The sequence below is a fragment of the Gluconobacter sp. P1D12_c genome (assembly GCF_018812105.1).
Taxonomy (GTDB): domain Bacteria; phylum Pseudomonadota; class Alphaproteobacteria; order Acetobacterales; family Acetobacteraceae; genus Gluconobacter; species Gluconobacter oxydans_A.
In genome coordinates this window covers 72989-98081 of record NZ_JACSIQ010000006.1, presented here as the reverse complement: position 1 = coordinate 98081, position 25093 = coordinate 72989, and the positions used below count along the sequence as shown (strand labels likewise).

At 55.5% G+C, this 25093-nt stretch carries 23 protein-coding genes, 1 tRNA gene and 1 pseudogene; 12 read left to right on the top strand and 13 right to left on the bottom strand.

All coding sequences use genetic code 11. The features are described from left to right. The first annotated feature begins 30 nt into the window (after positions 1 to 30). Complete coding sequence (locus KP705_RS08510) at positions 31 to 1968, top strand: M61 family metallopeptidase (protein WP_215764309.1); 1938 nt, start codon at positions 31 to 33, stop codon at positions 1966 to 1968. A 133-nt stretch (positions 1969 to 2101) separates the two neighbouring features. Here KP705_RS08510 and KP705_RS08505 read toward each other — a convergent pair whose 3' ends face one another. From KP705_RS08505 to pqqA, 7 genes are all read right to left on the bottom strand, one after another. Continuing rightward, positions 2102 to 3664: a glycosyltransferase family 2 protein gene (locus KP705_RS08505; RefSeq protein ID WP_046900454.1), complete on the bottom strand. Its 1563-nt coding sequence runs from the start codon at positions 3662 to 3664 to the stop codon at positions 2102 to 2104. 142 nt (positions 3665 to 3806) lie between these two features. After that, positions 3807 to 4943: a pyridoxal phosphate-dependent aminotransferase gene (locus tag KP705_RS08500; RefSeq protein ID WP_215764308.1), complete on the bottom strand. Its 1137-nt coding sequence runs from the start codon at positions 4941 to 4943 to the stop codon at positions 3807 to 3809. Between the two features lie 20 nt (positions 4944 to 4963). Further along, entirely contained in the window at positions 4964 to 6031 is a 1068-nt protein-coding gene (gene pqqE, locus KP705_RS08495) for a pyrroloquinoline quinone biosynthesis protein PqqE (protein WP_099211352.1), read from the bottom strand. Beyond that, positions 6028 to 6303: a pyrroloquinoline quinone biosynthesis peptide chaperone PqqD gene (pqqD, locus tag KP705_RS08490; RefSeq protein WP_215764307.1), complete on the bottom strand. Its 276-nt coding sequence runs from the start codon at positions 6301 to 6303 to the stop codon at positions 6028 to 6030. Before pqqD ends, pqqE begins: the two co-directional genes overlap by 4 nt. After that, the gene (pqqC, locus tag KP705_RS08485) at positions 6300 to 7019 is read right to left on the bottom strand and encodes a pyrroloquinoline-quinone synthase PqqC (RefSeq protein ID WP_046900450.1); all 720 of its coding nucleotides are present in this window, start codon (positions 7017 to 7019) and stop codon (positions 6300 to 6302) included. Before pqqC ends, pqqD begins: the two co-directional genes overlap by 4 nt. Beyond that, complete coding sequence (pqqB, locus tag KP705_RS08480; protein ID WP_046900449.1) at positions 7016 to 7930, bottom strand: pyrroloquinoline quinone biosynthesis protein PqqB; 915 nt, start codon at positions 7928 to 7930, stop codon at positions 7016 to 7018. Before pqqB ends, pqqC begins: the two co-directional genes overlap by 4 nt. Positions 7931 to 8019: 89 nt before the next feature. Next, a complete protein-coding gene (gene pqqA / locus KP705_RS08475) occupies positions 8020 to 8100 on the bottom strand; it encodes a pyrroloquinoline quinone precursor peptide PqqA (RefSeq protein WP_010502998.1) in 81 nt (26 codons plus the stop codon). A 174-nt stretch (positions 8101 to 8274) separates the two neighbouring features. Between pqqA and KP705_RS08470 the strand changes: the two genes are divergently transcribed. The 3 genes from KP705_RS08470 (at position 8275) to KP705_RS08460 (ending at position 13054) form a co-directional block, all read left to right on the top strand. Next, positions 8275 to 9540, top strand: coding sequence for an AI-2E family transporter (locus KP705_RS08470; protein ID WP_046900448.1), 1266 nt, complete (start codon positions 8275 to 8277; stop codon positions 9538 to 9540). 80 nt (positions 9541 to 9620) lie between these two features. Beyond that, entirely contained in the window at positions 9621 to 10253 is a 633-nt protein-coding gene (gene gmk / locus KP705_RS08465) for a guanylate kinase (RefSeq protein WP_046900447.1), read from the top strand. 182 nt (positions 10254 to 10435) lie between these two features. After that, the gene (locus KP705_RS08460) at positions 10436 to 13054 is read left to right on the top strand and encodes a TonB-dependent siderophore receptor (protein ID WP_215764306.1); all 2619 of its coding nucleotides are present in this window, start codon (positions 10436 to 10438) and stop codon (positions 13052 to 13054) included. 46 nt (positions 13055 to 13100) lie between these two features. On the opposite strand, the gene KP705_RS08455 is transcribed toward KP705_RS08460, so the two are convergent. Beyond that, on the bottom strand, positions 13101 to 13874 hold the full coding sequence (locus tag KP705_RS08455) for an SDR family oxidoreductase (protein WP_046900958.1): 774 nt from the start codon (positions 13872 to 13874) through the stop codon (positions 13101 to 13103). Between the two features lie 132 nt (positions 13875 to 14006). Here KP705_RS08455 and KP705_RS08450 point away from each other — a divergent pair, with 132 nt between their 5' ends. Beyond that, entirely contained in the window at positions 14007 to 14909 is a 903-nt protein-coding gene (locus KP705_RS08450) for a LysR family transcriptional regulator (RefSeq protein WP_215764305.1), read from the top strand. A 1-nt stretch (position 14910) separates the two neighbouring features. Here KP705_RS08450 and KP705_RS08445 read toward each other — a convergent pair whose 3' ends face one another. Both KP705_RS08445 and KP705_RS08440 read right to left on the bottom strand, forming a co-directional pair. Then, positions 14911 to 15834: a slipin family protein gene (locus KP705_RS08445; RefSeq protein WP_046900445.1), complete on the bottom strand. Its 924-nt coding sequence runs from the start codon at positions 15832 to 15834 to the stop codon at positions 14911 to 14913. 2 nt (positions 15835 to 15836) lie between these two features. Continuing rightward, on the bottom strand, positions 15837 to 16292 hold the full coding sequence (locus KP705_RS08440) for a GntR family transcriptional regulator (protein WP_252348303.1): 456 nt from the start codon (positions 16290 to 16292) through the stop codon (positions 15837 to 15839). A gap of 103 nt (positions 16293 to 16395) precedes the next feature. On the opposite strand from KP705_RS08440, the gene hisG reads away from it, so the two are divergent. Both hisG and hisD read left to right on the top strand, forming a co-directional pair. Continuing rightward, the gene (gene hisG / locus KP705_RS08435) at positions 16396 to 17100 is read left to right on the top strand and encodes an ATP phosphoribosyltransferase (protein ID WP_235271746.1); all 705 of its coding nucleotides are present in this window, start codon (positions 16396 to 16398) and stop codon (positions 17098 to 17100) included. Beyond that, a complete protein-coding gene (hisD, locus tag KP705_RS08430) occupies positions 17097 to 18395 on the top strand; it encodes a histidinol dehydrogenase (protein WP_215764304.1) in 1299 nt (432 codons plus the stop codon). The genes hisG and hisD overlap by 4 nt, the downstream gene beginning before the upstream one ends. Before the next feature lie 14 nt (positions 18396 to 18409). Here the strand turns inward: hisD and KP705_RS08425 are convergent, their stop codons facing one another. Further along, a complete protein-coding gene (locus tag KP705_RS08425; RefSeq protein WP_215764303.1) occupies positions 18410 to 19987 on the bottom strand; it encodes a DUF6311 domain-containing protein in 1578 nt (525 codons plus the stop codon). A gap of 295 nt (positions 19988 to 20282) precedes the next feature. Between KP705_RS08425 and infA the strand changes: the two genes are divergently transcribed. From infA to KP705_RS08400, 5 genes are all read left to right on the top strand, one after another. Beyond that, positions 20283 to 20501, top strand: a complete 219-nt coding sequence (gene infA / locus KP705_RS08420; RefSeq protein ID WP_007282896.1) for a translation initiation factor IF-1 — start codon at positions 20283 to 20285, stop codon at positions 20499 to 20501. Positions 20502 to 20514: 13 nt separating this feature from the next. Then, the gene (locus tag KP705_RS08415; RefSeq protein WP_211513965.1) at positions 20515 to 21162 is read left to right on the top strand and encodes a nucleoside triphosphate pyrophosphatase; all 648 of its coding nucleotides are present in this window, start codon (positions 20515 to 20517) and stop codon (positions 21160 to 21162) included. Beyond that, entirely contained in the window at positions 21159 to 22202 is a 1044-nt protein-coding gene (locus KP705_RS08410) for a ribonuclease E/G (RefSeq protein ID WP_215764302.1), read from the top strand. The genes KP705_RS08415 and KP705_RS08410 overlap by 4 nt, the downstream gene beginning before the upstream one ends. Further along, complete coding sequence (locus KP705_RS08405) at positions 22199 to 22375, top strand: DNA gyrase inhibitor YacG (RefSeq protein WP_046900440.1); 177 nt, start codon at positions 22199 to 22201, stop codon at positions 22373 to 22375. The genes KP705_RS08410 and KP705_RS08405 overlap by 4 nt, the downstream gene beginning before the upstream one ends. A gap of 61 nt (positions 22376 to 22436) precedes the next feature. After that, positions 22437 to 22512, top strand: a tRNA-Phe gene (locus KP705_RS08400). Between the two features lie 128 nt (positions 22513 to 22640). On the opposite strand, the pseudogene KP705_RS08395 reads toward KP705_RS08400, so the two are convergent. After that, positions 22641 to 23072 (bottom strand): annotated as a pseudogene (locus tag KP705_RS08395) (MgtC/SapB family protein); the annotation flags it as partial. Between the two features lie 57 nt (positions 23073 to 23129). Then, positions 23130 to 25064: a glycoside hydrolase family 32 protein gene (locus KP705_RS08390; protein ID WP_046900438.1), complete on the bottom strand. Its 1935-nt coding sequence runs from the start codon at positions 25062 to 25064 to the stop codon at positions 23130 to 23132. Positions 25065 to 25093 lie beyond the last annotated feature (29 nt).

Sequence of the window (25093 nt, the reverse complement as noted above, 5' to 3'; positions counted from 1 at the left end):
GACTTTGATTTACAAATCGGAACCTTTCTTATGATGCGTATGCGCTTTCTGGTGGCATTGACTGCATTCAGCAGCCTGGTTGCCCCAGCCTTTGCCCAGCCTCAGCCAGAGCCGCTCCCTCTGCCTGCCGCCATCCCAGACCCGCAGGACAAGCCCTTTCCCGGCGCTCTGACGGTTGCTGTTGATGCGACAGATACGGTCCATCACGTCATGTCCATCCATGAAACGGTTCCCGTTCCGAAAGAAGCTGTAGAGAAAGGCGAACTGATCCTGCTGTATCCCATGTGGATTCCGGGCGATCATTCCCCAACAGGCGTCATTGAGCAGCTTGCCAGCCTGAAAATCCAATCAGGTGGCAAGACGATTCCCTGGAAGCGCGACACGGTCAATATCGCTGCGTTTCATATTCCCGTTTCAGCCACGACCCCCACACTCGACGTTCATTTCCAGCTTCTGTCTCCGGTTACGCCGGGTCAGGGCCGTGTCGTCATGACGCCATCCATCGTCAATGTTCAGTGGGATCAGGTTTCTCTATATCCGGCTGGGTATTTCACGCGGGATATTACGGTCAAACCAAGCGTTCTGGTGCCGCATGGATGGCAGATTGGCTCCGCTCTGCGCGCCGCTGCCTATGGCGATGAAACCCACTTCAATGCAACGACCTATAATACGCTGGTCGACTCCCCGATTTATGCGGGCCGGTATTTCCGTAAGTTTGATCTGACCGGGCCGGATCATGTGCCTGTCGCGCTTAATGTTGTTGCAGACGATGCAGACTCCCTGAATGCAACGCCGCAGCAAATTGAAGCCCATAAGAACCTCGTCAAACAGGCTACGGCTCTTTTCGGCTCCCATCATTATGACCATTACGACTTCCTGCTCGCTCTGACGGAAGAGTTGGGCATGATCGGGCTGGAGCATCATCAATCCAGCGAGAATGCTGCTGCTCCGGGATATTTCACGGAATGGGACAAGACGTTCCCTGAACGTGATCTTCTTGCGCATGAGTACACGCACTCCTGGAACGGAAAGTATCGTCGCCCGGCTGATATGTGGGCTCCGAACTTCAATGTTCCACAACGCGGATCCCTGCTCTGGGTGTATGAAGGCCAGACCCAGTATTGGGGGAACGTTCTTGCAGCCCGTTCAGGGCTTGTGACGAAGGATCAGGGCTTCGAAGCGCTTGCCTATATGGCAGCGACCTACGAAAACCAGACAGGCCGTCTGTGGCGCCCGCTGGAAGACACCACCAATGACCCCGTTATTGCTCAACGTGCCCCTCTGTCATGGCGCGACTGGCAGCGTTCTGAAGACTACTATGTGGAAGGTCAGCTTGTCTGGCTCGATGCAGATACGCTGATCCGCAAGCTTTCCAACGGACAGAAATCTCTGAACGATTTCGCGAAGGCCTTTTTCGGCACGAATAATGGAAGCTTTATCGTCAGCCCCTATCAGTTCGATGAAGTGGCTTCGACCCTGAACAGCATCCAGCCATATGACTGGGCTAAATTCCTGCATGATCGTCTGGACACCATCCGACCACATGCTCCGCTGGATGGCCTGACAAACGGTGGTTACAAGCTTGTTTACACAGACAAGCCAACATCATTCATCAAAGCATCGGAGGCCGTTCGCCATAGTGTGGATCTGACGTTCTCGCTTGGGATGAGCGTCACACGTGATGCCAAGACAGCACGCGTCCACTGGATGAGCCCGGCATACAAAGCAGGTCTGGCCTCGGGAGAAACGATCCTGGCTGTCAATGATATGGCTTACACAGGGGACCGTTTGCGTCATGCGATTGCAGATGCACAGAAAGACCCGAAACAGCCGATCAGGCTTGTTGTAAAATCTGGCGAGCACATCAGCACGATTTCCATCCCGTATCATGATGGCCTGCGTTACCCACACCTGGACCGTGTGAGTGGCACACCTGACTATCTGGGCGCGATCTACGCTCCCCTTTAAGCCACGACAATTTACAGCATAAAAAAAACCTTTCCAGAGTTCCCACAAACCGGGCCTCTGGAGAGATTTTCAGAAAACCATACAAGCTTTTCCCATCCTCAGAAATCTCTGAGGACGGACGCTTTGAGGCACGTCAGAGAAGATGTTCGCCGAGGATGCCGCGGCTCAAGAAAGAAACTGCTGACTTGGAGACGTCATCAAGCGCTGTAAGAGCATTGATAAGCAAGCTATCAACTTGCTCTGCGGTTTCACAGGAACGCTTTAAGTCTTCGAGACTGGTGATACGTCCAAGGTAAACACCTGCATCGCGCACAAACTGTGGGCATTCAGCGATGTCCATAAGCTTCAAATTGAAGCTTTCCCATGCAAGCGCACGGATTTTACGAATGTTATATGTTCCGTCCGGGGCAAAACCTAAATATCTATGGGTTCTTGGATGGGAAATGGAAATGGAACCATCTTCGTTATTCCATACCTTATAGGTGAGTACTTTAGAGACACGAGGGTCCCCATCGACCCTTAATGCTTCCCCATTTGAAGTGAATAAGTGAACATATTCACTTCCTTCACAATAGATTCCGAGCAAAGGCAGTCCATTTTCAGAATCTGTAGACAGCCTGCCTTCGACAGACGTCAGTCTGTGACCAAAATGGTTTTCAATATGAAAAGCGACGAAAGAACTTCGACCATCGAAGTGTTCGCTCAGTATTTTTCCTGGAACCGTATGAAATGAAATCCAGTTATGAGCAATTTCATGAGCTTCTGCCTTATAGGCAGGCTGAAACACCGGAACATTCGGTGGTGAAAGGATGCTCTCAAGCTGAGTTAGGAAGCAGGATGAGGTAGAGCGTAGAACACGTGCAATCGTATGTGTCTGCTGCGCAACAATATGCTCCATCCATTTATAGAAATCACGAATATAATCGACAGATAGAGTGCTCTCAATTGCATTATATTCTGGATTTTTCACTACAGTATGAAGCGGATCGTTCACATCTCTGCGCACGTCTTCCAGATGGCGATCCCGGTTAATATAATGCTCCAACGACCTGGATTGATAGTGTATCAGGCGCGCACCTTTCCACGTCGGCGTATTCCGGGTGAAACCACCGCTCGGAGATTCCCATTCAACCGGTAGACCTTCACTATCTACACTGACGCCGTGAACATCAACATTATGAACCTGATAAACCGGCCTCGACAACCGATCAGGACGGAATATAACCTTGGTATGCCGGTTCCAGAAAAGCTCATTATTGCCCGTTCGGGTGTAATTCAGAAATGGAACGCCTTCTGGTCGGCTAACATATCCGTTTGTTCCAACACAACACCAATTAAAAGCAACAAGCGATGCATCGCCTTGTTCTGACAGATAAGATTTTATATTTTCCCCATACAGATCGAGATATTCGTCTGCATCGAAAAACGCAATCCAGTCAAACTCATGACCATATCTAATGACGGCATCATTATAAGCACGAACCTGACGCACATTATGAATGTCACGGTTAACGGCATTTCTCATATAGCGAATATCAATTCCGCCCTGCATGGAAAGAATTACTTCTTCCGTTGCATCGCCTGAGAAGTCGTCATAAACAATTAAAGTATCAAAACCTAACGCCTTATACCAAGCGGCCCAATAAATAATTTCTGTTTGTTCGTTTTTTACAACCAGACATACTGCAACCTTCATGTCTCATACTCCCACTTAGACAGACGACAGCATGAAGGGTTTCTCACTGTCTCGCCAATTTTAACCCAGGCTTAAGTATTTTCAAGACCTGCAAAATTAATTATTAAAAAACACTCAATTAGTACCAGATTCAACACCTACCTTAAGCGCTCGGTACGTCAAACCAGGTTTTTAGCCTGCAAATTGCTTCTTCAATCAAATCAGTTGAGAGCGCAAAACTGAAACGTATGAAATGATTCCCATCAACAGGATCGAAATCTACACCAGGCGCCGTCGTGACCCCCGTTTCCAGAAGGAGTTTACGACAGAACGACAGACTATCCTCTGTGAGATGCCCAATATCCGCGTAAATATAGAATGCACCATCCGGTGGTGCGATATGTGTCAGGCCAAGCGCGGGCAGAGCTTCAAGAAGCAGATCGCGGTTTCGCCGATACGTCTCAATATGGCTATCAAGCTCCTGCCGACAGTCAAAAGCGACCAGTCCTGCATGCTGACTCAGCGCCGATGGTGTGAGGAAAAGATTTCCCATGCGCGCCCGGGCAGCATCTATCTTGTCGGATGGCACAATCAGCCACCCCAGCCGCCACGGAGCCATACTGAAGTATTTTGAAAAGCTGTTGACCACCAGCGCGTGTGGATCATGTTCCAGAACACTATGGGCGGGCTCCCCGTAGCTCAAACCATGATAAATCTCGTCTGATACAATCCGGATTCCACGGGCCTTGCAGACATCAATGATAGCCTGCAATTCACTGTCTGGCAGAATTGTTCCCGTTGGATTGGCAGGACTGGCGATAATAAGACCGTCTGGAGCAGGCTCCAGTTCGGCCACGGCTTTTGCCGTCAACTGGAAGCGTTCAGCTTCTCCGCAAGGAATCTCCACCGCCATCATGTGAAGTGTGCGAAGCGTATTGCGGTAAGCAACATAACCTGGTCGCGCGAGCGCAATACGCTGCCCAGGCACAAAACAACTCGTCAAAGCCAGGACAAGCGCCGGGGAGGCGCCGCAGGTTAGGATAACCTGCTCTGGCTGAACCGTGACGCCGTAGATCTCCTGATAATGCCGGGCAATACGCTCTTTGAGCGGCTGGCTTTCCCAGTATCCCATGGGATCTGTCGCCAGAATATGCTGTGCCCGTTCAATGGCTTCCTTCGGCGCACCAGTGGAGGGCTGACCAAATTCCATATGGATGATGCTGCGCCCCTCCGCCGCAAGCTTGTGAGCAAGCGCACTAATGGAGATAGCGTGAAACTGGTCAATGTCCGGAACGGGCATGGGAAACTCGGTACAAAACTTCAGAAGCGGCGGTAAACCAGTTCAGGCGTTTCTGCCTGCTCCACCGCCTTCTCGACGATGTCATGAAATGGTGAGCGGCTGCAAACCGGGTCCATGTTGGCGGCATTCCCTGTCAGAGCCAGCGCCTGACAACGACAGCCTCCCCAGTCGATCTCCTTACGGTCACAGGCCCTGCAGGCTTCCGGCATCCACTCCGTTCCGCGGAACATGTTGAACAGGTGGGAATTGTTCCAGATCTCGGCCAGTGATTCATCCCGGACGTTCGGGAAGGTCACATTCGGGATGATTTCCGCAGCATGGCAGGGAAGAACGCGACCAGACGGAGAGATGTTTACGAACCGCTGCCCCCAGCCGCCCATGCAGGGCTTGGGACGGTCTGCATGATAATCTGGCGTGACGTAATCAATGGCCAGACCTCCCTTCTCACGCTCGGCTTCTACAGCACGCGTGGACTCTTCGAGCTGTTCTCTGCTGGGAAGCAGCGCATCGCGGTTTTTGAGGCCCCAGCCATAATACTGGGTATGAGCAATTTCGACGCGGCCAGCCCCAAGCTGACGTGCCAACTCAAACATTTGCGGAATGCGCGCGACATTTTCCCGGTGGACAACAAAGTTCAACGTCATGGGAATCCCGGACGCCTGAATCAACCGGGCGGCTTTAAGCTTGCGAGGCTGCGCGCCTTTCAGACCACCAATGCGTTCGGCGCCCTCTTCCGTCACATCCTGGAAAGAAAGCTGGATATGATCCAGCCCGGCCTTATCCAGCGCATCAAGTTTGGCTTCGTCCAACAGGACGCCGGACGTGATGAGGTTTGTATAAAGATTCAGCTTGCGCGCCAGCGTCACCAGTTCGACCAGATCTGGCCGGGCCATTGGCTCACCGCCCGAGAAGTGAACCTGCAGGACGCCCATCTCCGCTGCCTGTTCAAGCACCCGTCTCCATCCAGCCGTATCCAGCTCTGCCGCCTTGCGTTCCAGATCCAGCGGATTGGAGCAATAGGGACAGGCAAGCGGACAACGATGGGTCAATTCAGCCAGAAGGCTCATCGGTGGCTGGGGCAAGGTCATGCGCGCAGAACGCCCTTTTCCGTCAGATCAGAAAGAAGCGCGAGAACATCCGTGGAGATGACTTCGCGCGGGGCGGAGAACTGTTCAGTCAGCTTCTCTACAATAGAGCCAACAGTCCGCTCCCCGTCCACAAGACCCAGGATATGTGGGGCGGCGCCTTCGATAATGAAAGCCTTTTCGGGAGCCTGAACAAGCCAGACGTCCCGAACACGGTCATGTTGCAACCGATGACCACGCGCAAAGGACAGGACGGTCTCTTCCGTCACACTCATGGGACGAAAGCGCCCGGCGGGATATGCCCTTCAACATACGCGTAATCCAACGCATCCAGCATGGACCACAGAACGGAGCACTTGAACTCCAGAGCACCCAAAACTTCACGCTGTTGTTCCGGTGTACGGGCGTTTTCCCGGACATAGGCCAGCGCGAAATCGGAGTCCCGAGGAGCCTGCGTGAGGCGTGGCGTGAAATAGGCCAGCGTTTCTTCAGAAATGAAGTCGTAGTGCCGCAACATCCCCGAGACACGTTCGCTGATGATCGTGGGGGAAAACAGCTCGGTCAGTGAGGACGCGATAGCTGCCAGAATGGACTGGTCTCGTACGAAATTCACATACGCATCCACGGCAAAGCGTGTAGCAGGAAGCAGGCCGTCCGTGCTCTCCACATAGTCCCGATCAAGACCCAGACCATCCGTGAGTACGAGCCAGCGCGCGACACCACCTGTTCCCGGCTCTGTACCGTCATGATCTTCGATGCGACGACGCCATTCGCGGCGCAGCTCAGCGGTCGGGAGGCGAGCAAGGAGCGTGGCGTCCTTGGCCGGGATCCTCGCCTGATAATAGTAGCGATTCAGGGCCCACGCCTGCACCTGCTGCTTCGTCAGAAGCCCGTCATGCAACTTGCGGTGGAACGGATGACGGTTGTGATAGCGCTCAGCACCAATCTGGCGGAGGCGAGCTTCGAGCTGGTCAGGAGTCAGGAGTGTCATGGTGTTTCCAGTCTGAAAGTCATGCCGTCTTCGGACACGGTCCACCCCGCGTTCTCGACGTCTTTGCGTTCCGGACTGTCTTCCATCAGAACCGGGTTCGAGTTGTTGATGTGAATCAAGACTTTACGCGGTTTTGAGCAGGACGCGAAACACTCCACCGGGCCACCACTATCCCGGACAGAGACGTGCCCCATACGCTGACCTGTCTTGGGGCTCAGTCCTGCACGGATCATTTCATCATCGCGCCATAGGGTACCGTCAAAAAACAGCAGATCCGCTTGAGAGGCACGTTCGATAATTTCTGGTGTAATGTGGGCGCAGCCCGGGATGAACAGAACCGTCTGCGACCCATCCGTGATCGAAACGCCCAAAGTTTCATCAGGCCGCGACCCTTCAGCCTCAGCGTAAAGCGGGGCCTTCCCCGGAACCGCGAAGGCCGTCAGCGTCAGGCCGGACTGGCTGCCATCCTTCAGCTTCAAAGCTGTAGGCGCATCAAGCATCAGAGGAACGCGCGGGACAATCGCAGGATCGAGCGCACCGAAGATCGGATTGGCCGCCAGTTGCTCCAGTGTGGAGTCACTCCCCATGAGCGTGAAAGGCTCACGTTCGCGCAGGGTCAGCAGACCCGTAATGGCGTCGATTTCACCACAGGTGAGAAGGACGCTCTGGATCGGCGTCCCGCGCAGACTACCCTGATGGTGAAGGGCCGGAGTCTCGATAATCTGCTGCCGGAGATCAGGGGAAGCGTTGAGAACAAACCAGTGTTCTCCATCAGCACTCACGGCAATGGAGGCCTGAGTGCGAGGGCGTGCGCCCTGTCGCGTGCGGGCGGCTACACAACCCGGCGCTGCGGAGTTCCATTGGGGGAAACCACCGCCGGCCGCGGAGCCGAGCACGATGACATCAATCATTTTTCAGAAAACCGTCTGGGAAGCATGAACAGAAAACGGCCGCCTCTGTGGGAGGCGGCCGCCATTTTTCCCCGAAAGGGAAAAGATGATTACTTCTTCTCGCCGCAGACGTACGAGTTGATTTCTGCGCCTAGCGGAATTTCGGTAACTTTCGGCGTGTTCCAAGCCATGGCTGTTCTCCTAGCTCCAGGTTCGCCAGCAGGGCAGACCCCTACCAGCTCTGATCATTATTTAGTTACCTCTTCCCACTGGAGTTCAAGAGGGTTTTTGGGCAGAACACGCAACTGTGTCCTCTGTCAGGGCTTTTACCCTGACGTCACCCCTCCCCGCTTCAGGCGTCAAACATGTCCGGCTGTCCGACAGAGCCTTCCGCAGTTTCCTCCCAGAAGGGCTCTCCTCCGCCGGAAGAGGAGGCATCGGGCCCAAGTCGACCCGGTCCGCGGGAAGGAGATGAGCTGCCAGATCCGACGCTCGACCGTAACATATTACGTCAACATCTGAATGTCAGGGACATCTGCGTCCTGATCCTGACGATTCTGGCTGTGTTTTACTCGCTGTATTTCACCGCTCCCATCCTTTTGCCCTTTGTGTTCGCGCTGGTCGTCAACCTGATGATGATCTCGCCGATGCGCTTCCTTCGGCAGAGACTGCATCTGCCAAAACATCTGGCTGCGCTGTTGCTCATCGTTGCCATGTTCGGTGTGGTCGGTGGAATTGCGACAACAATTTCTGTCCCGGCGGCCGGATGGATTTCCCGTGCCCCACAGACACTGCCCGCTCTTCAAAGCAAACTGGCGGTTATGCGGGGGCCAATTGAAGTCATGGAACGGGATTATACACGCCTTTCCGGCATGTTTGGCGGCTACAGACCCTCTGGCTCGCACGCTGTAGCAGCCCCGATCGGGGGAGAAAATGCTCTGAGCCGCCTCGGGACGTCCGTTCTGGCAGGCACCAGAGAAATTGCAGGCGGCTTCTTCTCCATGCTGCTGATGCTCTTCTTCCTCATGACGGAAGGAGACACACTGCTGCGTCGGATTGTGGAAATCATGCCCACATTCCGAAAGAAGCGCCGACTGGTTCAGATCACGACCCAGATTGAACGAAATGTCTCGCTTTACCTCGCAACCATCACAATGATGAACCTGCTGGTGGGGCTCGCGAACATGATCCAGTGCTGGGCAACCGGCATGCCCAATCCCCTGCTTTGGGGCGTGCTGGCTTTTCTGCTCAACTACATCCCGATCATCGGCCCCTTGACCGGAATGGTCGTCTATTTCGTTGTCGGGCTCTTTACCTTCCCGTCCCTGCTTTATGCGCTGGTCCCCCCCTCCATTTACCTGCTGATTCACGTGCTGGAAGGGGAAACCATCACCCCCATGCTTCTCGCACGGCGTTTCACGCTGAATCCGGTGTTCGTTATGGGGTCACTTCTGTTCTGGGACTGGATGTGGGGCATTTCCGGTGCTTTCCTGTCTGTCCCGATGCTCGCCGTTTTCAAGATCATCTGTGATCATATCGAAGTTCTGGCCCCCCTTGGCCACATCCTCGGCGGATCCCGCAGACGGTCTCTCAGCAGCGCAATAACAGCACAGCTTCAATCGGAAACCTGAGGAACATCTGGTCAGACAAGGGGTTTTCAGGCTAGAGGCAGCGACATTGTCCTGCCTCAGGAAACATCAAGGAGACCCTCATGATCCAACAGCCCCGACGCGGTGTCTGCCTGGTGATTTCAGCCCCCTCCGGTGCGGGTAAATCCACGATTGCAAACGCTCTGCGTGCGTCAGAGCCCTCGTTGAAGCACTCTGTTTCCGTGACGACCCGTGGGCCGCGTCCCGGTGAAGTTGAAGGTGTTCATTATCACTTCCGGGATATCGAGGCCTTTCGCACGATGGCAGACGCCGGAGAGCTTCTGGAATGGGCAGAAGTTTTTGGCCGTGGCTATGGCACGCCGCGTGCACCTGTTGAGGAAGCACTGGAAGCCGGTCACGACATGGTCTTTGACATTGACTGGCAGGGTCATCGCCAGCTGAGAGCCGCCCTTCCCGCGGACGTAGTAAGCCTGTTTGTTCTGCCGCCATCGTTGGAAGAGCTGGAACGCAGACTTCACAAACGGGCTTCTGATGATCCGGCAGAAATTGCAAAGCGCATGAAAGCCGCTCTGGATGAAATTTCTCACTGGGCGGAATTCGATCATACGATCGTTAATTCTGATCTGGACACAGCTATTTCTCAGGCCAGATCAGTCCTGACGGCAGCACGGCTAGCGACCAGGCGGCAGAGAAATCTCTCCAATATTGTAGCGGCTTTCAACAAGACCGCCTGATATCTTCAAAAACTGAATTTTCGAGAAGGCCACAATTTCCTGACTGTGGTCTTCATTTCTTTTTCAGAATGACAAAACATTTCGGTATCAGAATTTGCGTAGCCAGACGTAACGAATTCGTTATGAATAATGACAGCAGCGTTGGTGCTGCAGAAGACCGTAGCTTATTGGGAGTCGACGGTATGTCATCAAGGCGTCTCTTTTTTTTCGCAACAACGTCTCTCCTGGCGTCCACTGTCGGAACCCATGCCTTTGCCGCAACACCTCCGGCAACGGCGAGTACTCATCCCAAAACCATCCATCATCATGCCACGCCTCAGGCAGCGACAACGCCCACGATAGTGAAGCGACAGGCTGTGCAACATCGCGCTGCTGAAGGCGGCAATGAGAGCATGATCGTTACGGGCACACATGCGAGTAATAAAAGGGCTCGCGACAGTTCAAGCCCGGTAACAGTCGTATCCGCAGCAACGCTTCGTCGGTCTGGCCAGATGAATCTGGCTGATGCCCTGACGCGCACCTATGCTTCGATCAACGTTTCTGCAAAGGGGAGCGATACCGCTGCTCTCACGTCCTCAATCCGGATGCGTGGCCTGAACCCAAACCAGGTACTGATCCTGATTGATGGCAAGCGCCGCCACGTCACAGCCAACATTGTTCAGAACGCCGGGCCGCAGTTTGGTTCAACGCCAGTCGATCTGAACATGATCCCGGCGAACATGATCGACCACATCGAAGTTCTGGAAGATGGCGCAGCAGCCATGTATGGCTCGGATGCGATTGCCGGTGTGGTGAACATCATCACCAAAAAGCAGAATCACGGCCTGAACATGTCAGCCCAGACCGGCGCAAACGCCTATAACGGCGACGGCTGGCAGTACCAGCTCAATGCTGATGGCGGTCTGAAGCTTGGGCATGATGGCTATATGCACATCAGTGGGCAGGTTTATCACACAGATCACTTTGTCGCTGGCGCGAATGACCATCGCCTTCTCGGAAGCTGGCCCACGGGCGCGAACACCAATGGCTACTACACGGGTGTTGTCGCCAACGCTGTAAACGTGCCGAAAAATTCCAACAAAATCATGAGCACCCCAGAAGAAACCCGCGAAAATCTGGGGATTGATTTCGGGAAACCGATTACTGAGAAAATCGATCTGTATGGGCAGGTGACCTACGCCCATCGTCATGCCGAGGCCATTCAGAATTACCGCGTTCCCAGCATTGCCCCGACGCTTTATCCCTCCGGCTTCTCTCCCCTCGAAGTCATTGATGAAGACGATTATGCCGGTGAACTCGGCCTCAAAGGGCATGATTTCTATGGCTTCGACTGGGATCTGAGCACGGTTTACGGTGCGGATCAGGACAAGATCAGCAACAAGAACACGGCCAACACCGGTATGCTGGGCTCTACCTGCAACAACGGCAACGTCGCCAATTATTCCTCCACCGGGTGTGGCTGGTCTCCCACGACTGTGCGCGCGCTGAACTACCGTAATGCCCAGTGGACCAACAATCTGGATTTCCGCCGGAAGATCAACATCTTCAACACCGTCCCGATGGTTCTTGCCTTTGGAGGTGAACATCGCCTCGAAATGTATGACATCGTCGCTGGTGAACCCGCTTCTTACGAAGTTGGTGGCACGCAGGGTTATGCTGGCCTGCGACCACAGAATGCAGGCTCCTGGAGCCGAAACATCTGGGCCGCATATATTGATGGCGATTTCCACCCTCTGAAGCACTGGGATCTGGATTTCGCAGGCCGCTTCGAGCATTACACAGACGTTGGGAATGCCCAGAACGGCAAGGTCTCCACACGCTACGACGCAACGCCTTGGCTGGCATTCCGCGGCACGATCAGCACGGGCTTCCGTGCTCCGACCCTCGCCGAGCAGCACTACAGCACCATGAGTGTGAGCCCGACCAGCGCCAGTGGCCTTCTGCCTGTCAGCTCCAGTGCTGCAAGTATTCTCGGCGCCAGCCCGCTTAAGCCAGAATACTCAGTAAGTTCCAGCGGCGGCGTAGTCGTAGAACCCGTTAAGGGCTTCCACGTCGAAGCAGATGTGTATCAGATCAATCTGCGTAACCGTATTTCTCAGGGTGGAACCACCAAGGGTCAGGCGGCTGTCGATGCCATTCAGGCCATGGGGTACGCTCTACCAGTCAATTCATTTGATGTCGAAAACGTTTCTGCCTATTATTTTGCAAACGTAGCAAGTACACGAACCCAGGGGCTCGACATCAAGGCTGACTACACGTTCCACCTGCATCGCTACGGTAATCTCGCCCTCAGCATGGCGCTGGATCTGAACCGTACCCGCATGCATCATGTTGCCAGCGATACGAACGGAAACCCGCTGCTCAATGCGCAGACAATTGGTTATCTCACGACGGGCTACCCGCGGAGCAAGATCATCCTCAACGCGTACTACACGGTTGGGAAATGGGACATCAACGTGCGGCAGACGCGTTACGGCGAGACCACCAGCATGATGACCTATCAGGACTGGACGCCAACCTCGGCCACCTGCGCTGCTGCCGGCGGGGCCGCCCTTCGTTACTCCAACACCTGCTTTGGTCAGTTCAAGAACACTCCGCGCTGGCTGACCGATCTTGAAGTCGGCTATCGCTTCAACGAGCACTGGCATGTGGCTGTTGGCGGTAACAACGTCTTCAACGTTCGTCCCCGCAAGCTTCCGGAAGAGCTGAGCTCCTACGGTGCCGCTGTTTATGACTCCAACTCTGCACAGGTGCCGATCAACGGCGGCTACTACTACGGCCGTATCAACGCGACATTCTGAGCCTGCAAAGGGCTGCCAGGGAGAAAACCCTGGCAGCCCTTTCTTCTTACTTGGTCGTGTATCCACCGTTCACAAGAATGGTCTGACCCGTCATCCACCAGCCATCAGACACGAGCGTCCGGACAAACGGGACAACATCCTCAATATCGGTCAGGCCGGTCTTGCTCAGAGCAGACAGGGCAGCCGCCGTCTTGTGATATGCGACGGCATCCGTACCTTCCTGCCCATAAAAGAAGGGCGTATCCATTGGCCCGGGACCAATCGCATTCACGGAAATACCTCGTGCACCGTATTCTTTGGAAGCAGCCCGTGTGAAATGCTCGACAGCCGCTTTGCTTCCCGCATAGGTGGCGTAGAACGGCGTGTAAGCTCCCAGAAGTGACGTAACGAGCGTCAGAATCTTGCCGTTGTCGTTGAGATGTTCTCCAGCTTCTTTGATGAAGAAAAAAGCCGACTTCGTGTTCACGTCGAACATCTCGTCGAACTCTTGCTCAGACGTCTCTGCCATCGGCTTCTTGAGCACCTTGCCAACCGTATTGATCGCAATATCCGGCCGACCAACCGCAGCCACAGTGTCAGCAAACAGCTTGGTGTTGCCATCAGCAGTTCTCAGGTCCTGCTGAAAGGCGACGGCCTCCACGCCCTGAGCTCTGAGAGCCGCGACCGTTTCGTCCGCAGCGGGTTTTGTCGCTGCACTGTTGTAGTGAATGGCGATGGCCCGAGCCCCATGAGCCGCAAGATCCCGAGCGATTAGGCCGCCAAGGTTCTTGGCGCCCCCAGCAATAAGAACCGTTTTTCCTTTGATACTGTGATCTGTCATGATCCGGTCTCCGCCCTTTTTGAAATGGAACGAGCAGGCTACCGTCTGACGAAACACAACAAAGGCTGTATTCCTGACGACACCTGTCAGGAATCACGAACAAACTCAGGGCCCTGCTCTGCGGAGATTTTTTTGGACCGGATCGACCTCTTCCGCATTTTCACCAGAGTCGTTGAAACCTCCAGTTTCACACGCACGGCTGACATGCTGAACATGCCACGTTCGACCATCTCCACAGCCATTCGTGATCTGGAAACGCGCGCAGGAACGCGTTTGCTCGCCAGAACCACGCGCGCGGTCTCTCCCACTCAGGACGGACTGGCTTTTTACAAGCGCTGCTTGCGCGTTATCGGAGAGGTGGAGGACATTGAAACGCTGTTCCGGAAAGACCGTGACGGCCTCAGTGGTGTCATAAGGATCAATATGCCGGGCAGGATCGGACGTCTCATTGTTGCCCCCGCCTTACCCGATTTTTTATCCCGTCACCCTGGCTTGTCCGTTGATCTTGGCGTCACGGACAGAGCCATCAATCTGGTGGAAGACAGAGCGGATTGCGTTCTGCGTGTAGGGCCGTTGCAGGATTCCGGTCTCATCAGTCGCAGGATCGGAGAACTCAATCTGATTAACGTCGCGAGTGCGGCCTATCTTGACCAGTTTGGCTGCCCTGCCCACCCCGATGCCCTGAACGATCATTACGTGGTGCGTTATGCGTCTCCCGTCACTGGCCGACCGGAAGACTGGGAATGGCAGGAAGGGGGAGAGACCAGAACCGCTTCACCACCCAGTCGTGTGACGGTTGATAATGCTGAAGCCCTCATTGCCTGCTGCCTGGCCGGGCTGGGTCTGATCCAGATTCCGGCCTACGACGTGCAGCATCATATCCAGGCTGGAGAGCTCGTCAACGTGATGCCTGAATGGTGCGCAGAGGCTCTGCCCATGACCATTCTATATCCACACAGGCACTCCGCTGGTGATCGTGTGACAACATTCGTGGACTGGCTGGAGCCTTTAATCAAAAGCCATGTTCTGACGTAATTCAGGCTGATGGGGCTTCAGAGTCCGTTTGTGTTGCGGCCTGCACGGCCGCAGCGAAAGCCGTTGCACTTCCCATCGCGTCGGCCATGGTGGTCGGCATCAGAATGGTCGTTCCACGGTTTTTGTTCATCTCGAAAACGCGGTTGATCTGAAGAATCTGCAGGGCAATCGGTGAGGCTTCATACGTTTTGGCTGCAGCCGCCAGCTCCACAGCAACAGCACGTTCGGCACTGGCGAGCGTAACACGCGCTGCGCGTTCCCGTTCTGCCTGCGCCTGACGGCTCATCGCATCCTGTAAATTATCTGGCAGCTGAACATCACGGATCTCAACGGCCTGCACCGTAACTCCCCATTCGCGCGTCTTGACCTCAATCAGATCCCGAAGCTGGTCATCAATTCTGCGACGATCCTCCAGCAATACGGCAAGATCAGAGCTGCTGACCACCTCACGCAGGGTCGTCAAAGCCACCATGGACACGGACCCCTCGTAGTCATCCAGCTCCGTGATGGCGCGGAGTGGATCATGAACCATCCAGAAAACAACAGCATCCACATCCACCGGCGTCGTATCACGCGTCAGGGTTTGCCGCGTATGCACCGGAACTGTCCTGATCCGCTGATCAACCACTTCGGTGACCTGATCTACAAAAGGGATGATGAGAAACAGCCCAGGTCCCCGCAAACCCTGAATTTTACCGGCTCGCAAGACCAGAGCACGCTGCCACGAATTGCACATCTTCAAAGACAGAAGGACGAGAACGCCCAGCACCACGCCGATGATCGAGAAGGCGAGGTTAAAGGTCAGAGCCTGTAAGCCCCCACCGGCCAGAATACACCCGAGAGCCAGTGCAATAGACACCGAATTGACAGGAAGGCCATTGCTGCGCCGCGACACGGACGACGGAAGTGTTGGATACGAAATCATGACTATGCCTTTCCGGCGCCGGTATCTGGCGCAATTGTGGGCGAAGACGCTTCAAGGAGGTGCTGCATGGCCCGGAGGAGCGCGTCTGGATCGAGCCCCAAGGCATGGCTCCGGGCAATTGTTGCCGCCGCGAGATCCATGAGCTCTCCCCTCTTTCGATCAATATCGGCCGATGGAGGATGCTGGCTCACAAAACTGCCTCGCGCCCGATACGTCTCGATGGCACCCAGCCGCTCCAGTTCCGCGTAAGCACGCTGCACAGTGTTGAGATCAACCCGAAGATGAACTGACAACGCCCGCATCGTAGGAAGCTGGTCTCCGGGAGAAAGCAGACCAGACCCTATTGCTGTCAGGATACGCTCCCGCATCTGTGCGCGCAGGGGCAGGCCACTCGCAGCAGAAAGGGGGGTCGGAAACAGCAATGTCTCTATGTTTGCAGACATGCATACAAGATGCATCGATATACATCCTCCCTGTCAAGAAATTTTGGAAGACCGCCGCTTCGTGATATGCGCTGCTGTTCTCTTTTCATTGGCTGCGGACAGCAAGGACAGACGCCCCATGACAGCGCCTCAGACCGGAACGGACACTTCTGACCGAAGCGGTTCTCCGCTGATCCTTGCCCTTCCAAAAGGGCGGATTCTCAAGGCGTTAGCCCCCGTTCTGACACGAACAGGCATCGAACCCGATGCGGACTGCCTTCAGGAAAGCAGCCGTCGGCTGCGATTTGGCACCTCTTATCCAAATCTGGATGTTGTGCGCGTCCGTTCTTTCGACGTCGCAACTTTCGTAGCGTATGGTGGAGCGCATATCGGTGTCTGTGGCGCAGATGTCCTGATGGAATTCGACTATCCGGATATTTACGCTCCGCTTGATCTCGGGATTGGTGGCTGCCGAATTTCCGTGGCGCGCCCCAAAACCGTCACTGAAGATCCGGCAGCGTCCCAGTCACGCCTGCGTGTCGCCACGAAGTATCCGACCATTGCACGGCGTCACTTCGCGTCTCGTGCCGTGAATGCAGAAATCGTGCATCTGAACGGTGCCATGGAGCTTGCGCCGACCCTGGATCTGGCGAGCGTGATTGTAGATCTGGTGGATACGGGCTCCACTCTCCGCGCCAACGGCCTTATGGAAACCGAAACCATTGCGCACGTCACAAGCCGCCTGATCGTCAATCGCGTCGCGCTCAAGACGCGCCCTGAAGAGATTGGCGCATTGATCGAGCGATTCCGTGCAGCCCTCAACACTGAGGGAGCGTCAAAATGAAACGTCTCGACACCCTGAGCGCCAGTTTTGAACAGGATCTTGCGAACCTTCTAGCAGATCGCAGCAGCGAAGAACGCAGCGTTGCGGAGCCTGTCCGGGCCATCCTGGCTGATGTTCGTCAGCGCGGAGATGAGGCGCTCTGTGACTATACAGCCCGCTTTGACCGCCTGACTCTGCCTGCTGAAAAACTACGCATCAGCGCGGAAGAAATTGCCACGCAGGCAGATCTTGTCCCGTCAGACCTGATGGATGCTCTCAAAACCGCTGCCCGGCGCATTGAAGCGTTCCATGCTGCACAGATGCCAAAGGATCTGGATTTCACGGACGACGAAGGAATCCGGCTTGGCATGCGCTGGACGGCTCTAGATGCCGTGGGTCTTTATGTGCCCGGCGGAAAAGCCGCTTATCCATCCTCGGTTCTGATGAATGCCCTTCCCGCGCGCGTCGCCGGAGTGCCGCGCGTGACCATGTGTGTTCCATCTCCCGATGGGATGCTGAACCCTCTTGTTCTGGCAGCGGCCCGTCTCTGCGGCGTGGAAGAAATTTACCGGATCGGCGGCGCACAGGCTGTGGGCGCCATGGCGTATGGAACAGAACTGATTGCTCCGGTGGACCGGATCGTCGGCCCCGGCAATGCGTTCGTGGCAGAGGCCAAGCGACAGGTCTTTGGTCATGTGGGCATCGACAGCATCGCCGGGCCTTCGGAAGTTGTCGTTGTGGCCGATGGGAATAATGATCCCCGTCTGGCAGCAGTCGATCTGCTGGCGCAGGCTGAACATGATGAACAGGCACAGGCCATTCTCATCACCACGGATGCCGCGTTTGCAGATGCAGTAACGGCGGCTGTCCAGACAGAACTGGAAACCCTTCCCCGTACCGCTATCGCCGCCAAAAGCTGGGAAGACCATGGTGCAGTCATTGTCGTTCGGGATCTGGATGAAGCCGCCCGGATTGTGAACCAGCTTGCTCCTGAACATCTTGAAGTGCTGCTCGACGAACCGCGTTCCTTCAGTGCAAAAATCCGCCATGCGGGGGCCATCTTTATGGGCCGCTACTGCCCGGAAGCCGTAGGCGATTACGTTGGCGGCCCCAACCACGTTCTGCCCACAAGCCGCACGGCCCGTTTCGCATCAGGGCTTTCTGTGTTCGACTTCATCAAACGCACAACGACCATCGAGGCGGATGAAGCCGGACTTGAAAAGATTGGCCCCGCTGGTGTTGCTCTTGCACAGGCGGAAGGGCTGGATGCTCATGCTCTGAGCCTTTCCCTACGTCTGGGCCAGATCAAAAACTAAGTGTTCGCCCGCCCTTACGAGGGCGGGCAAATCTTCAGGCCGTCTAAATCCTGACAGTGCCGATTGGCTGCAGGCTGCAATCCGCCCACATAAATTTCGAGCGTCCCCTCCTCCTGGTCGGCTTGGGGCTTTTCTCTGCCACATGCAAAATCTTTGGGCGGGCGGGACAGGTAGAACGTATTGATCGGCCGGTTCTGCTCGGCAGACAGCCGAAAAACAGTCATAATCCGGTCGGCATCCGGGCCGTAGAGATCCAATCCACAGCCTGCCACGGGATAGAGCGCTATCTGCTGCGCGTCCCCAATCAAACCTGTCAGAGACCTGGTAACGCCCGTAACAGGAAAATCGGCCTTCCACAGATCGTGTGCCTGCGCGCGTAACGAGCGGGTATCCAGAAATTGCAGCAAGGCACAGACCATCAGCAGGCTGCCTCCGACCCTTCTCGGTATAAAGCGGGATAAACGGATTGCCGCGATCAGCAGGCCATATCCTACAGGCCAGAAGCATCGTCCACTCGCACGAAAAACGTCTGCCAAAGGGGGCGACAGGGCTATGTGCCAAAGCGGGTATGGTCCTGCATATCCCTTGTTGGAAACAGCGTAGAGCGTCATAATTCCAAGGAAAATCGACAGTCCGGCATGCCGCCACATCACGCTCAGAAGTTCGCGCCTGCAAAAGACCACATCACAGAGCAAAAGCAAAAGAAGCCCTGCACCGAGATAGGAATAGCCCTCAAAAGACTGGGTCTCCATGCCGTAATGCAGCGCAGGAATAAACGCCAGCAGATTAGAATGCATGGGCCAGAAGGGTGACAGCAGGTTCATGGAGAACAGGCCATACCCGCCAGCGCCTTGAGCATACCGGAAATATCCCAGCACCTCGCTGACGATCAGGACCAATACAATTCCAGCCCCGCATGAACAGGCTACCTCACGCCACGCCTTAGCCCTCCGACACAGAAGCGTCAGAGCTGCTGCCGCAACGGTTCCAGACGCCAGCAGCATCAGGATGGGATGAATGAGCAGGCAGATCACGAGAAAGACTGGCGTTAGTCCTAAAGCCAACTTTTCCCCTCGGACCAGAGAAAAATAAAACGCAAATGCCAACAGAAGAAGGAATTGCCCCATCAAACTGAGATGAATGATACGTCCCAGAAAAAATGGCATGCAGAGAGCCAGGATTGCTCCGGACATCAATGCCATAAAACGCCGCTCACCTGCCGCGAGCAGCGCCAGAACCATAGAGACCGGCTGTATGACGAAACAGAACACCAGCCAGAGCCTGTAAGGTACAAATCCGGCGGGAAGCAGGACCACGAACGGTTTGAACACCAACAACAGTAACGGTGTACTGTCTGTCATTGCTACGCTGGCACCACGAGGTGCCAAGAGCAAGCGTGTGTCCAGCAAAGGCCACTGCCATGCATCGTCCAGAAAATACCGCTGTCCAGCGACAGCCTGGATTCCATCCTGGAAAACTGGAAAACGGCTTAGATTATCCAGCGGGACAAGGTGCACGCCCTGTCCCAGCCCCATGAGCACGGCAAGGATCAAAGCCCAGACAATCGAAGGCACCCGCTCGCTCGCCCTCATACCTTTTCGCCACGCATTTCCTTGCCCAAGGCGCAGAGTTGTCAGAAGCTTTCCTGCTTTTGCTTCATATTACCAAGGAAACAGACCATTTCTGCCATTTTCGTACCCGGTGCCGTGGACAATCGGTGCGTCTTGTGAAAAGTCCACAATCATTTCGGCCAAAAACATCAGAAAAACCGCGTTAAGCTTGACCTTTTGCTGGACAGTCCGCACATAGCGGAACTGGATTTTCAGGCTCCGATCGGGGCCACTGCCATCCGCAGACCTTTACCCTGTCCCTGAAGCAAGGATTCCCATGTCCAAAGAAGACCTTATCGAGTTCACCGGCACCGTCATGGAACTGCTGCCCAACGCCATGTTCCGTGTCACGCTCGACAACGAGCACACCATTCTCGCCCATACGAGCGGCAAGATGCGCAAGAACCGTATCCGCGTTCTCGCTGGTGACCGCGTAAACGTTGAAATGACCCCATACGACCTGTCCAAAGGCCGGATTACGTTCCGCTTCAAGTAAGAGACTGCGGCGTATGCCCCTTTCCCAGTCTCCCCTGCCTGAAAACGGCATGACAGATCGCCCGGCGCTTGTTCTGGCGTCTGCCTCTCCTCGACGTCTGGCTCTTCTGAAGCAGATTGGAATCGTGCCTGATGATGTCATCAGCACAGATGTGGATGAGGAACCGCGCCCCGGAGAACTTCCCCGTGCGCTGGTACAGCGTCTTGCCCGCGCGAAAGCAGACCATGCAGCAGCACAGCGTCTGGATGCAGCTCTGGTGATCGGTGCCGATACTGTCGTTGCGGTTGGACGACGCATTCTTCCCAAGGCGGAGGATGAACAGACTGCACGCGCGTGTCTGCGGCTGCTTTCAGGCCGGAACCACAAAGTGCTGACCGCAGTGGCTCTGCGTCCCACCTCTGCCTGGCCGGACGGTGTAGCCAATGAGCGCCTTGTGGAAACGGCCGTCACGTTCCACCGACTGACTGACAGACAGATCGACGCACTGATCGCCAACGGAGACTGGCAAGGCAAGGCTGGCGGCTACGCCATCCAAGGGGCTGCCGCAGCTCATATCCGGCAGATTGGCGGCAGCTACTCTGCTGTTGTGGGTCTTCCACTGTTCGAAACCGCACAGCTTCTGCGCGGGCAGCCCCGTCGTCAGGGTGGGTGGATCGCGTGATCGAGATCCGCGCCGCCTGCTCTCCGGGCGATGTGCGGATTGCGGTTACGGATCATGAAACCCTTCTCGATGCTGCCATTTGGCGTCCCGGCCTTCCGGATGGGTTTGATGACTGGCATATTGCGCGCATCCAAACGGTCGCTCCTGCACTAGGCGGGGCTTTTGTCACACTCCACAACGGAGACAATGGCTTTCTGTCCTGCCGGGGTGCGCTGGTTCAAGGAGAGCTGGTCTCCGTCCGCGTCAGCCGCTCCGCACAGAATGGAAAGGGCCTGCGCCTGCGTAAGGCAGAGCCTGTACCAGATATGCCTGTTGCGCCGACGCTTCTGGCATGCGGCCCTTCACCACTGGAAGAGCTGGCAGACCGCTATCCTGACGCCCCTCTGTACGTTGATGCGCCAGGTATTGCCGCGCGCCTTCCGGCCCGACTGCGCCCCCGGTTTCAGCGATGCCAGCAGGCTTTTGACGACACGCTGGAAAGCGACTTTGACGAACTTGGCTCCGAATTTGCAGATCTTGGCCAACTGACGGCCAGTATCTTTCCCACCCCAGCCCTGATCGCCATAGACCTGGACAGCGCCAGCGCTCCTGACTTCAAGGGAAACGTTGCAAGCTTTCCGGCCCTGGCGCGACAGATACGCCTCCGCAATCTGTCAGGCACTCTGCTGGTTGATCCCGCAGGCGTTAAAACCCGCAAGAGACCTGCCCTCGTCAGCTTCCTGCGCGATGCCCTGTTGGATGATCCGTTGAAGTCGCAAGTGCTCGGAGCCACACCTTCCGGTCTTCTGGAAATCACTCGCCCGCGGCGCAGACCTCCCTTGCATGAACTTTTGTCCTCCCCACATGGGAGAGCGCTGTCAGTGCTCCGCACCATTTTGCGAGAAGACCGCAAGGGTCGCACTCTGACAGCATCCATTTCTCTCGTCAGGGCTCTGGAGAACGATCCGGAAGCCCTGAGTGACTTTACTTCCCGCCGGGCCGCTCCTCTGGAGCTGGTCATGGATCCAAACGCATCCCCCGCAAGCTGGAGCCTGTCATGAGTGCCACCTGCCCTATCTGCAATCGCCCAACGGAAGCGGCTTTTCGGCCCTTCTGCTCACAGCACTGTGCAGACATTGATCTGGGGCGCTGGTTCAACGGTAACTACCGCGTTCCATCTTTCAGGCAGGATAATGAAGAAGACTCTGAAGAATATCCTCATACTGAGGGTTGATCCCGAGCGAATCATCAGCTAAACCCCGTTTCCGCAGCGGGTGTCTCACCTTAAGCCCGGTGCCCAAGTAGCTCAGTTGGTAGAGCATGCGACTGAAAATCGCAGTGTCACTGGTTCGATCCCGGTCTTGGGCACCATTTTTTCCAGAAAATAAAATAGCCTGTCTGGATTAAGGCTTAATCGTCTTGGTGCGTCTGAGCTGCGCTGAGGCCCATGCACAGGGCCGTCATTCCTGGTCCACCGCATCAATTTGTGGCGGCAGGCGCCGATCAATCCATTTCACCAGAACTCGCAACACCGTATTGGCACCCAAAATAAAGACGGTCAGCAGAGCTGCTTCTGCAATCATGTCGCACCCTGTGCACGCGCCAATAGCGGCCGAGCACCAGAGTGTTGCCGCAGTATTCAGGCCCCGCACATTGGGGCCATCCTTCATGATGACGCCGGCGCCAAGAAATCCAACCCCTGATACCACATAGGCAATCACGCGAATGGCCGAGACATCTCCGCCAATACGCTCTGCGAGATCTACGAAAGCAGACGCACCAATCGCAACCAGTGCATTGGTGCGCAATCCAGCGGTCCGTTGGCGGAACTGACGTTCCGCCCCGATCAGCGTCCCAAATACAAAAGCAGCCAGATAGCTTCCGAACGTATCCAGAAAGGAGTGCGCATCAAAGGTCTGGGTAAAATGCATTGTTACTCTTTCTCTGCCTGCCGTGTATCGCGGTTCAGAAGCCTTGGCTGTTTGCGATCATACGGCGGTCGGACGATCCATAGTTTTCCGCAGAGGATACAGACTGAGATTTTCGATGGTTGCACCAGCGTTTGTTGCCTGAAGACTGAGTGTATCCAAGGGACTTGCAGGAAACACCAGAGCTGTCCCGACCGACAAGCCATCATTGATGAAGATTTCGAGCGCACACGCATCCAGAACCAGTTTCAGCGAGAACCGTCGGCTGTTTGCTGTCAGTGGCGTGGAAAACCTCTCCGTGAAAAATGGCTGCGAAAAACCATGCAGATCTCCGCGATCCAGCCAGAGCTGAGCTGAAAATGCGTCAAACCCGATAGACAGAGACTCTCCCTGCCCGTTGGAGAAGACAATCAGGAAGCGACCCGCTCGTCCCTTGTTGCCATCAGGTTGAGGGTTTCTGCGCTCATCCACCGTTACCGTCAGGGAGAGTTCAATGGCCTGCCCTGTGGGGATGGAGACCTGAACGCCGCTCTGAGCAGCAATACGGTCAACCCGAAAGGGAATCTGCTCGCCTCTCAGCGTTTCCAGTCCTCGAGGACGCTGCACCAACCGTAGCCAGTTCATATCGTCCCGCCTGAGCGACAAGGTTCGCGGAAGGGTCATAAGACCGCGCCAGCTTCTGTTCGGAACCTCTTCGCAATACTGCCAGTTCCCAAACCAGGCGAAATAGACGGCCTCGTTGCCCGGCATGTTTTCATAAACCTGCATGGCGTAGCTGTCTTTGGCGAAGTCCGTCAGACCTATGACCGTATTCTCGGGGATGAAGCGCTCACCGTCGAAGTCACCTACAAAATACTGCGTGACACTTCCGCCCTGGGGGCCACCGGGATTGACTGAAACGAACAGAACCCAACGGGACGTTTTCCCCTCATCCTCAACCTGCAATTCAATAAGATTGGGACATTCATAATCCACGCCGAACAGACCTGCTGGCCCGAAATCACTGAGATGCATCCAGTGTTTCAAATCAATCGATCCGTAGAAGGCCACCCTGTGAGCCCGAGCCTTCACGACGACCATGACCCACTTTCCACTGGGTTGGTGCCAGAACACTTTCGGATCGCGGAAAGAGTTCAGCCCGATATCCAGAACGGGGTTGTGCTCGTAGTCGATAAAGCGCTTACCGCCATCCGGACTCCATGCCAGATACTGCGTCTGCTTCTGGGGTGTAGCACGCGTGTAAAGAGCGACCAGACCACCCGGCATGGATGGTAACGGCGGCACCGAAGGAGCCGCTGGCGGAAGTTCAGCTGTTGTCGGTGGATCAAAGACATGCCCGAAGGGAGCATTCGTCCCCGGACCAAGAACGTCCATGTTTTCCGGCGAAAATGGCACATCCGATGTGGCCTTGGTCAAGCCGGGAGCCAAAGCCTCAACTGCAGCCTGTGTTGCCGTCTTGGGAGCAGGTGGAGTGTCCCCTTGCGTAGGGGAGTTTTCCTTCTGCGGAAAAAGACCAGAATCATTATTCCGGTCCAGAACCACGCATCCTGAATACGCTTCGCCAGCAGCTGTCTGATCAATCGCGATAGGTTGATCTTGCCACGTGTATAAATCCGTACTGGTTGCATGCCCCCAGTGCACCTGACCTGCATAGGGTGCAAAGGGGTCGTACTGGTAATAGAGATGATACGTCTGCCCGTCGAAAATCAGACCATTGGGATCATTCATGAAGCCGGTCTGTGGCGAGAAATGAACCGTGGGGCGATAGAGATAGTCACTCTGCGTTCTGACAACGGGCTGGCTTGCTATCCCCGGATGATTGCCCGGCTCCTGATGGGAATTGCTGGGTTCATCGTGATGAGGAGTCATTGCAGACATCGGCGTTTCCTCGGCGGCTCTGGCAATCCGGCTACTGCCGACAGCAGCTCCTGCGGCTAGAATGCTGGCCAGAGCCGTGCGGCGCCCGAGTTCGGGCCTGTCGTTTCGATCTGTCATACCTCCACCATACAGGAGGATGCTTAGCC

Excerpts from the sequence above, each read along its gene's own strand:
- KP705_RS08505 (WP_046900454.1), bottom strand. The coding sequence starts at position 3,664 with ATGAAGGTTGCAGTATGTCTGGTTGTAAAAAACGAACAAACAGAAATT.
- KP705_RS08445 (WP_046900445.1), bottom strand. The coding sequence starts at position 15,834 with ATGATTTCGTATCCAACACTTCCGTCGTCCGTGTCGCGGCGCAGCAAT.
- pqqB (WP_046900449.1), bottom strand. The coding sequence starts at position 7,930 with ATGATTGATGTCATCGTGCTCGGCTCCGCGGCCGGCGGTGGTTTCCCC.
- gmk (WP_046900447.1), top strand. The coding sequence starts at position 9,621 with ATGATCCAACAGCCCCGACGCGGTGTCTGCCTGGTGATTTCAGCCCCC.
- KP705_RS08405 (WP_046900440.1), top strand. The coding sequence starts at position 22,199 with ATGAGTGCCACCTGCCCTATCTGCAATCGCCCAACGGAAGCGGCTTTT.
- KP705_RS08440 (WP_252348303.1), bottom strand. The coding sequence starts at position 16,292 with ATGCATCTTGTATGCATGTCTGCAAACATAGAGACATTGCTGTTTCCG.
- pqqD (WP_215764307.1), bottom strand. The coding sequence starts at position 6,303 with ATGAGTGTGACGGAAGAGACCGTCCTGTCCTTTGCGCGTGGTCATCGG.
- KP705_RS08415 (WP_211513965.1), top strand. The coding sequence starts at position 20,515 with ATGCCCCTTTCCCAGTCTCCCCTGCCTGAAAACGGCATGACAGATCGC.
- KP705_RS08510 (WP_215764309.1), top strand. The coding sequence starts at position 31 with ATGATGCGTATGCGCTTTCTGGTGGCATTGACTGCATTCAGCAGCCTG.
- pqqE (WP_099211352.1), bottom strand. The coding sequence starts at position 6,031 with ATGACCTTGCCCCAGCCACCGATGAGCCTTCTGGCTGAATTGACCCAT.
- KP705_RS08460 (WP_215764306.1), top strand. The coding sequence starts at position 10,436 with ATGTCATCAAGGCGTCTCTTTTTTTTCGCAACAACGTCTCTCCTGGCG.
- hisG (WP_235271746.1), top strand. The coding sequence starts at position 16,396 with ATGACAGCGCCTCAGACCGGAACGGACACTTCTGACCGAAGCGGTTCT.
- KP705_RS08390 (WP_046900438.1), bottom strand. The coding sequence starts at position 25,064 with ATGACAGATCGAAACGACAGGCCCGAACTCGGGCGCCGCACGGCTCTG.
- pqqA (WP_010502998.1), bottom strand. The coding sequence starts at position 8,100 with ATGGCTTGGAACACGCCGAAAGTTACCGAAATTCCGCTAGGCGCAGAA.
- hisD (WP_215764304.1), top strand. The coding sequence starts at position 17,097 with ATGAAACGTCTCGACACCCTGAGCGCCAGTTTTGAACAGGATCTTGCG.
- KP705_RS08470 (WP_046900448.1), top strand. The coding sequence starts at position 8,275 with ATGTCCGGCTGTCCGACAGAGCCTTCCGCAGTTTCCTCCCAGAAGGGC.
- KP705_RS08500 (WP_215764308.1), bottom strand. The coding sequence starts at position 4,943 with ATGCCCGTTCCGGACATTGACCAGTTTCACGCTATCTCCATTAGTGCG.
- KP705_RS08455 (WP_046900958.1), bottom strand. The coding sequence starts at position 13,874 with ATGACAGATCACAGTATCAAAGGAAAAACGGTTCTTATTGCTGGGGGC.
- infA (WP_007282896.1), top strand. The coding sequence starts at position 20,283 with ATGTCCAAAGAAGACCTTATCGAGTTCACCGGCACCGTCATGGAACTG.
- pqqC (WP_046900450.1), bottom strand. The coding sequence starts at position 7,019 with ATGACACTCCTGACTCCTGACCAGCTCGAAGCTCGCCTCCGCCAGATT.
- KP705_RS08425 (WP_215764303.1), bottom strand. The coding sequence starts at position 19,987 with ATGAGGGCGAGCGAGCGGGTGCCTTCGATTGTCTGGGCTTTGATCCTT.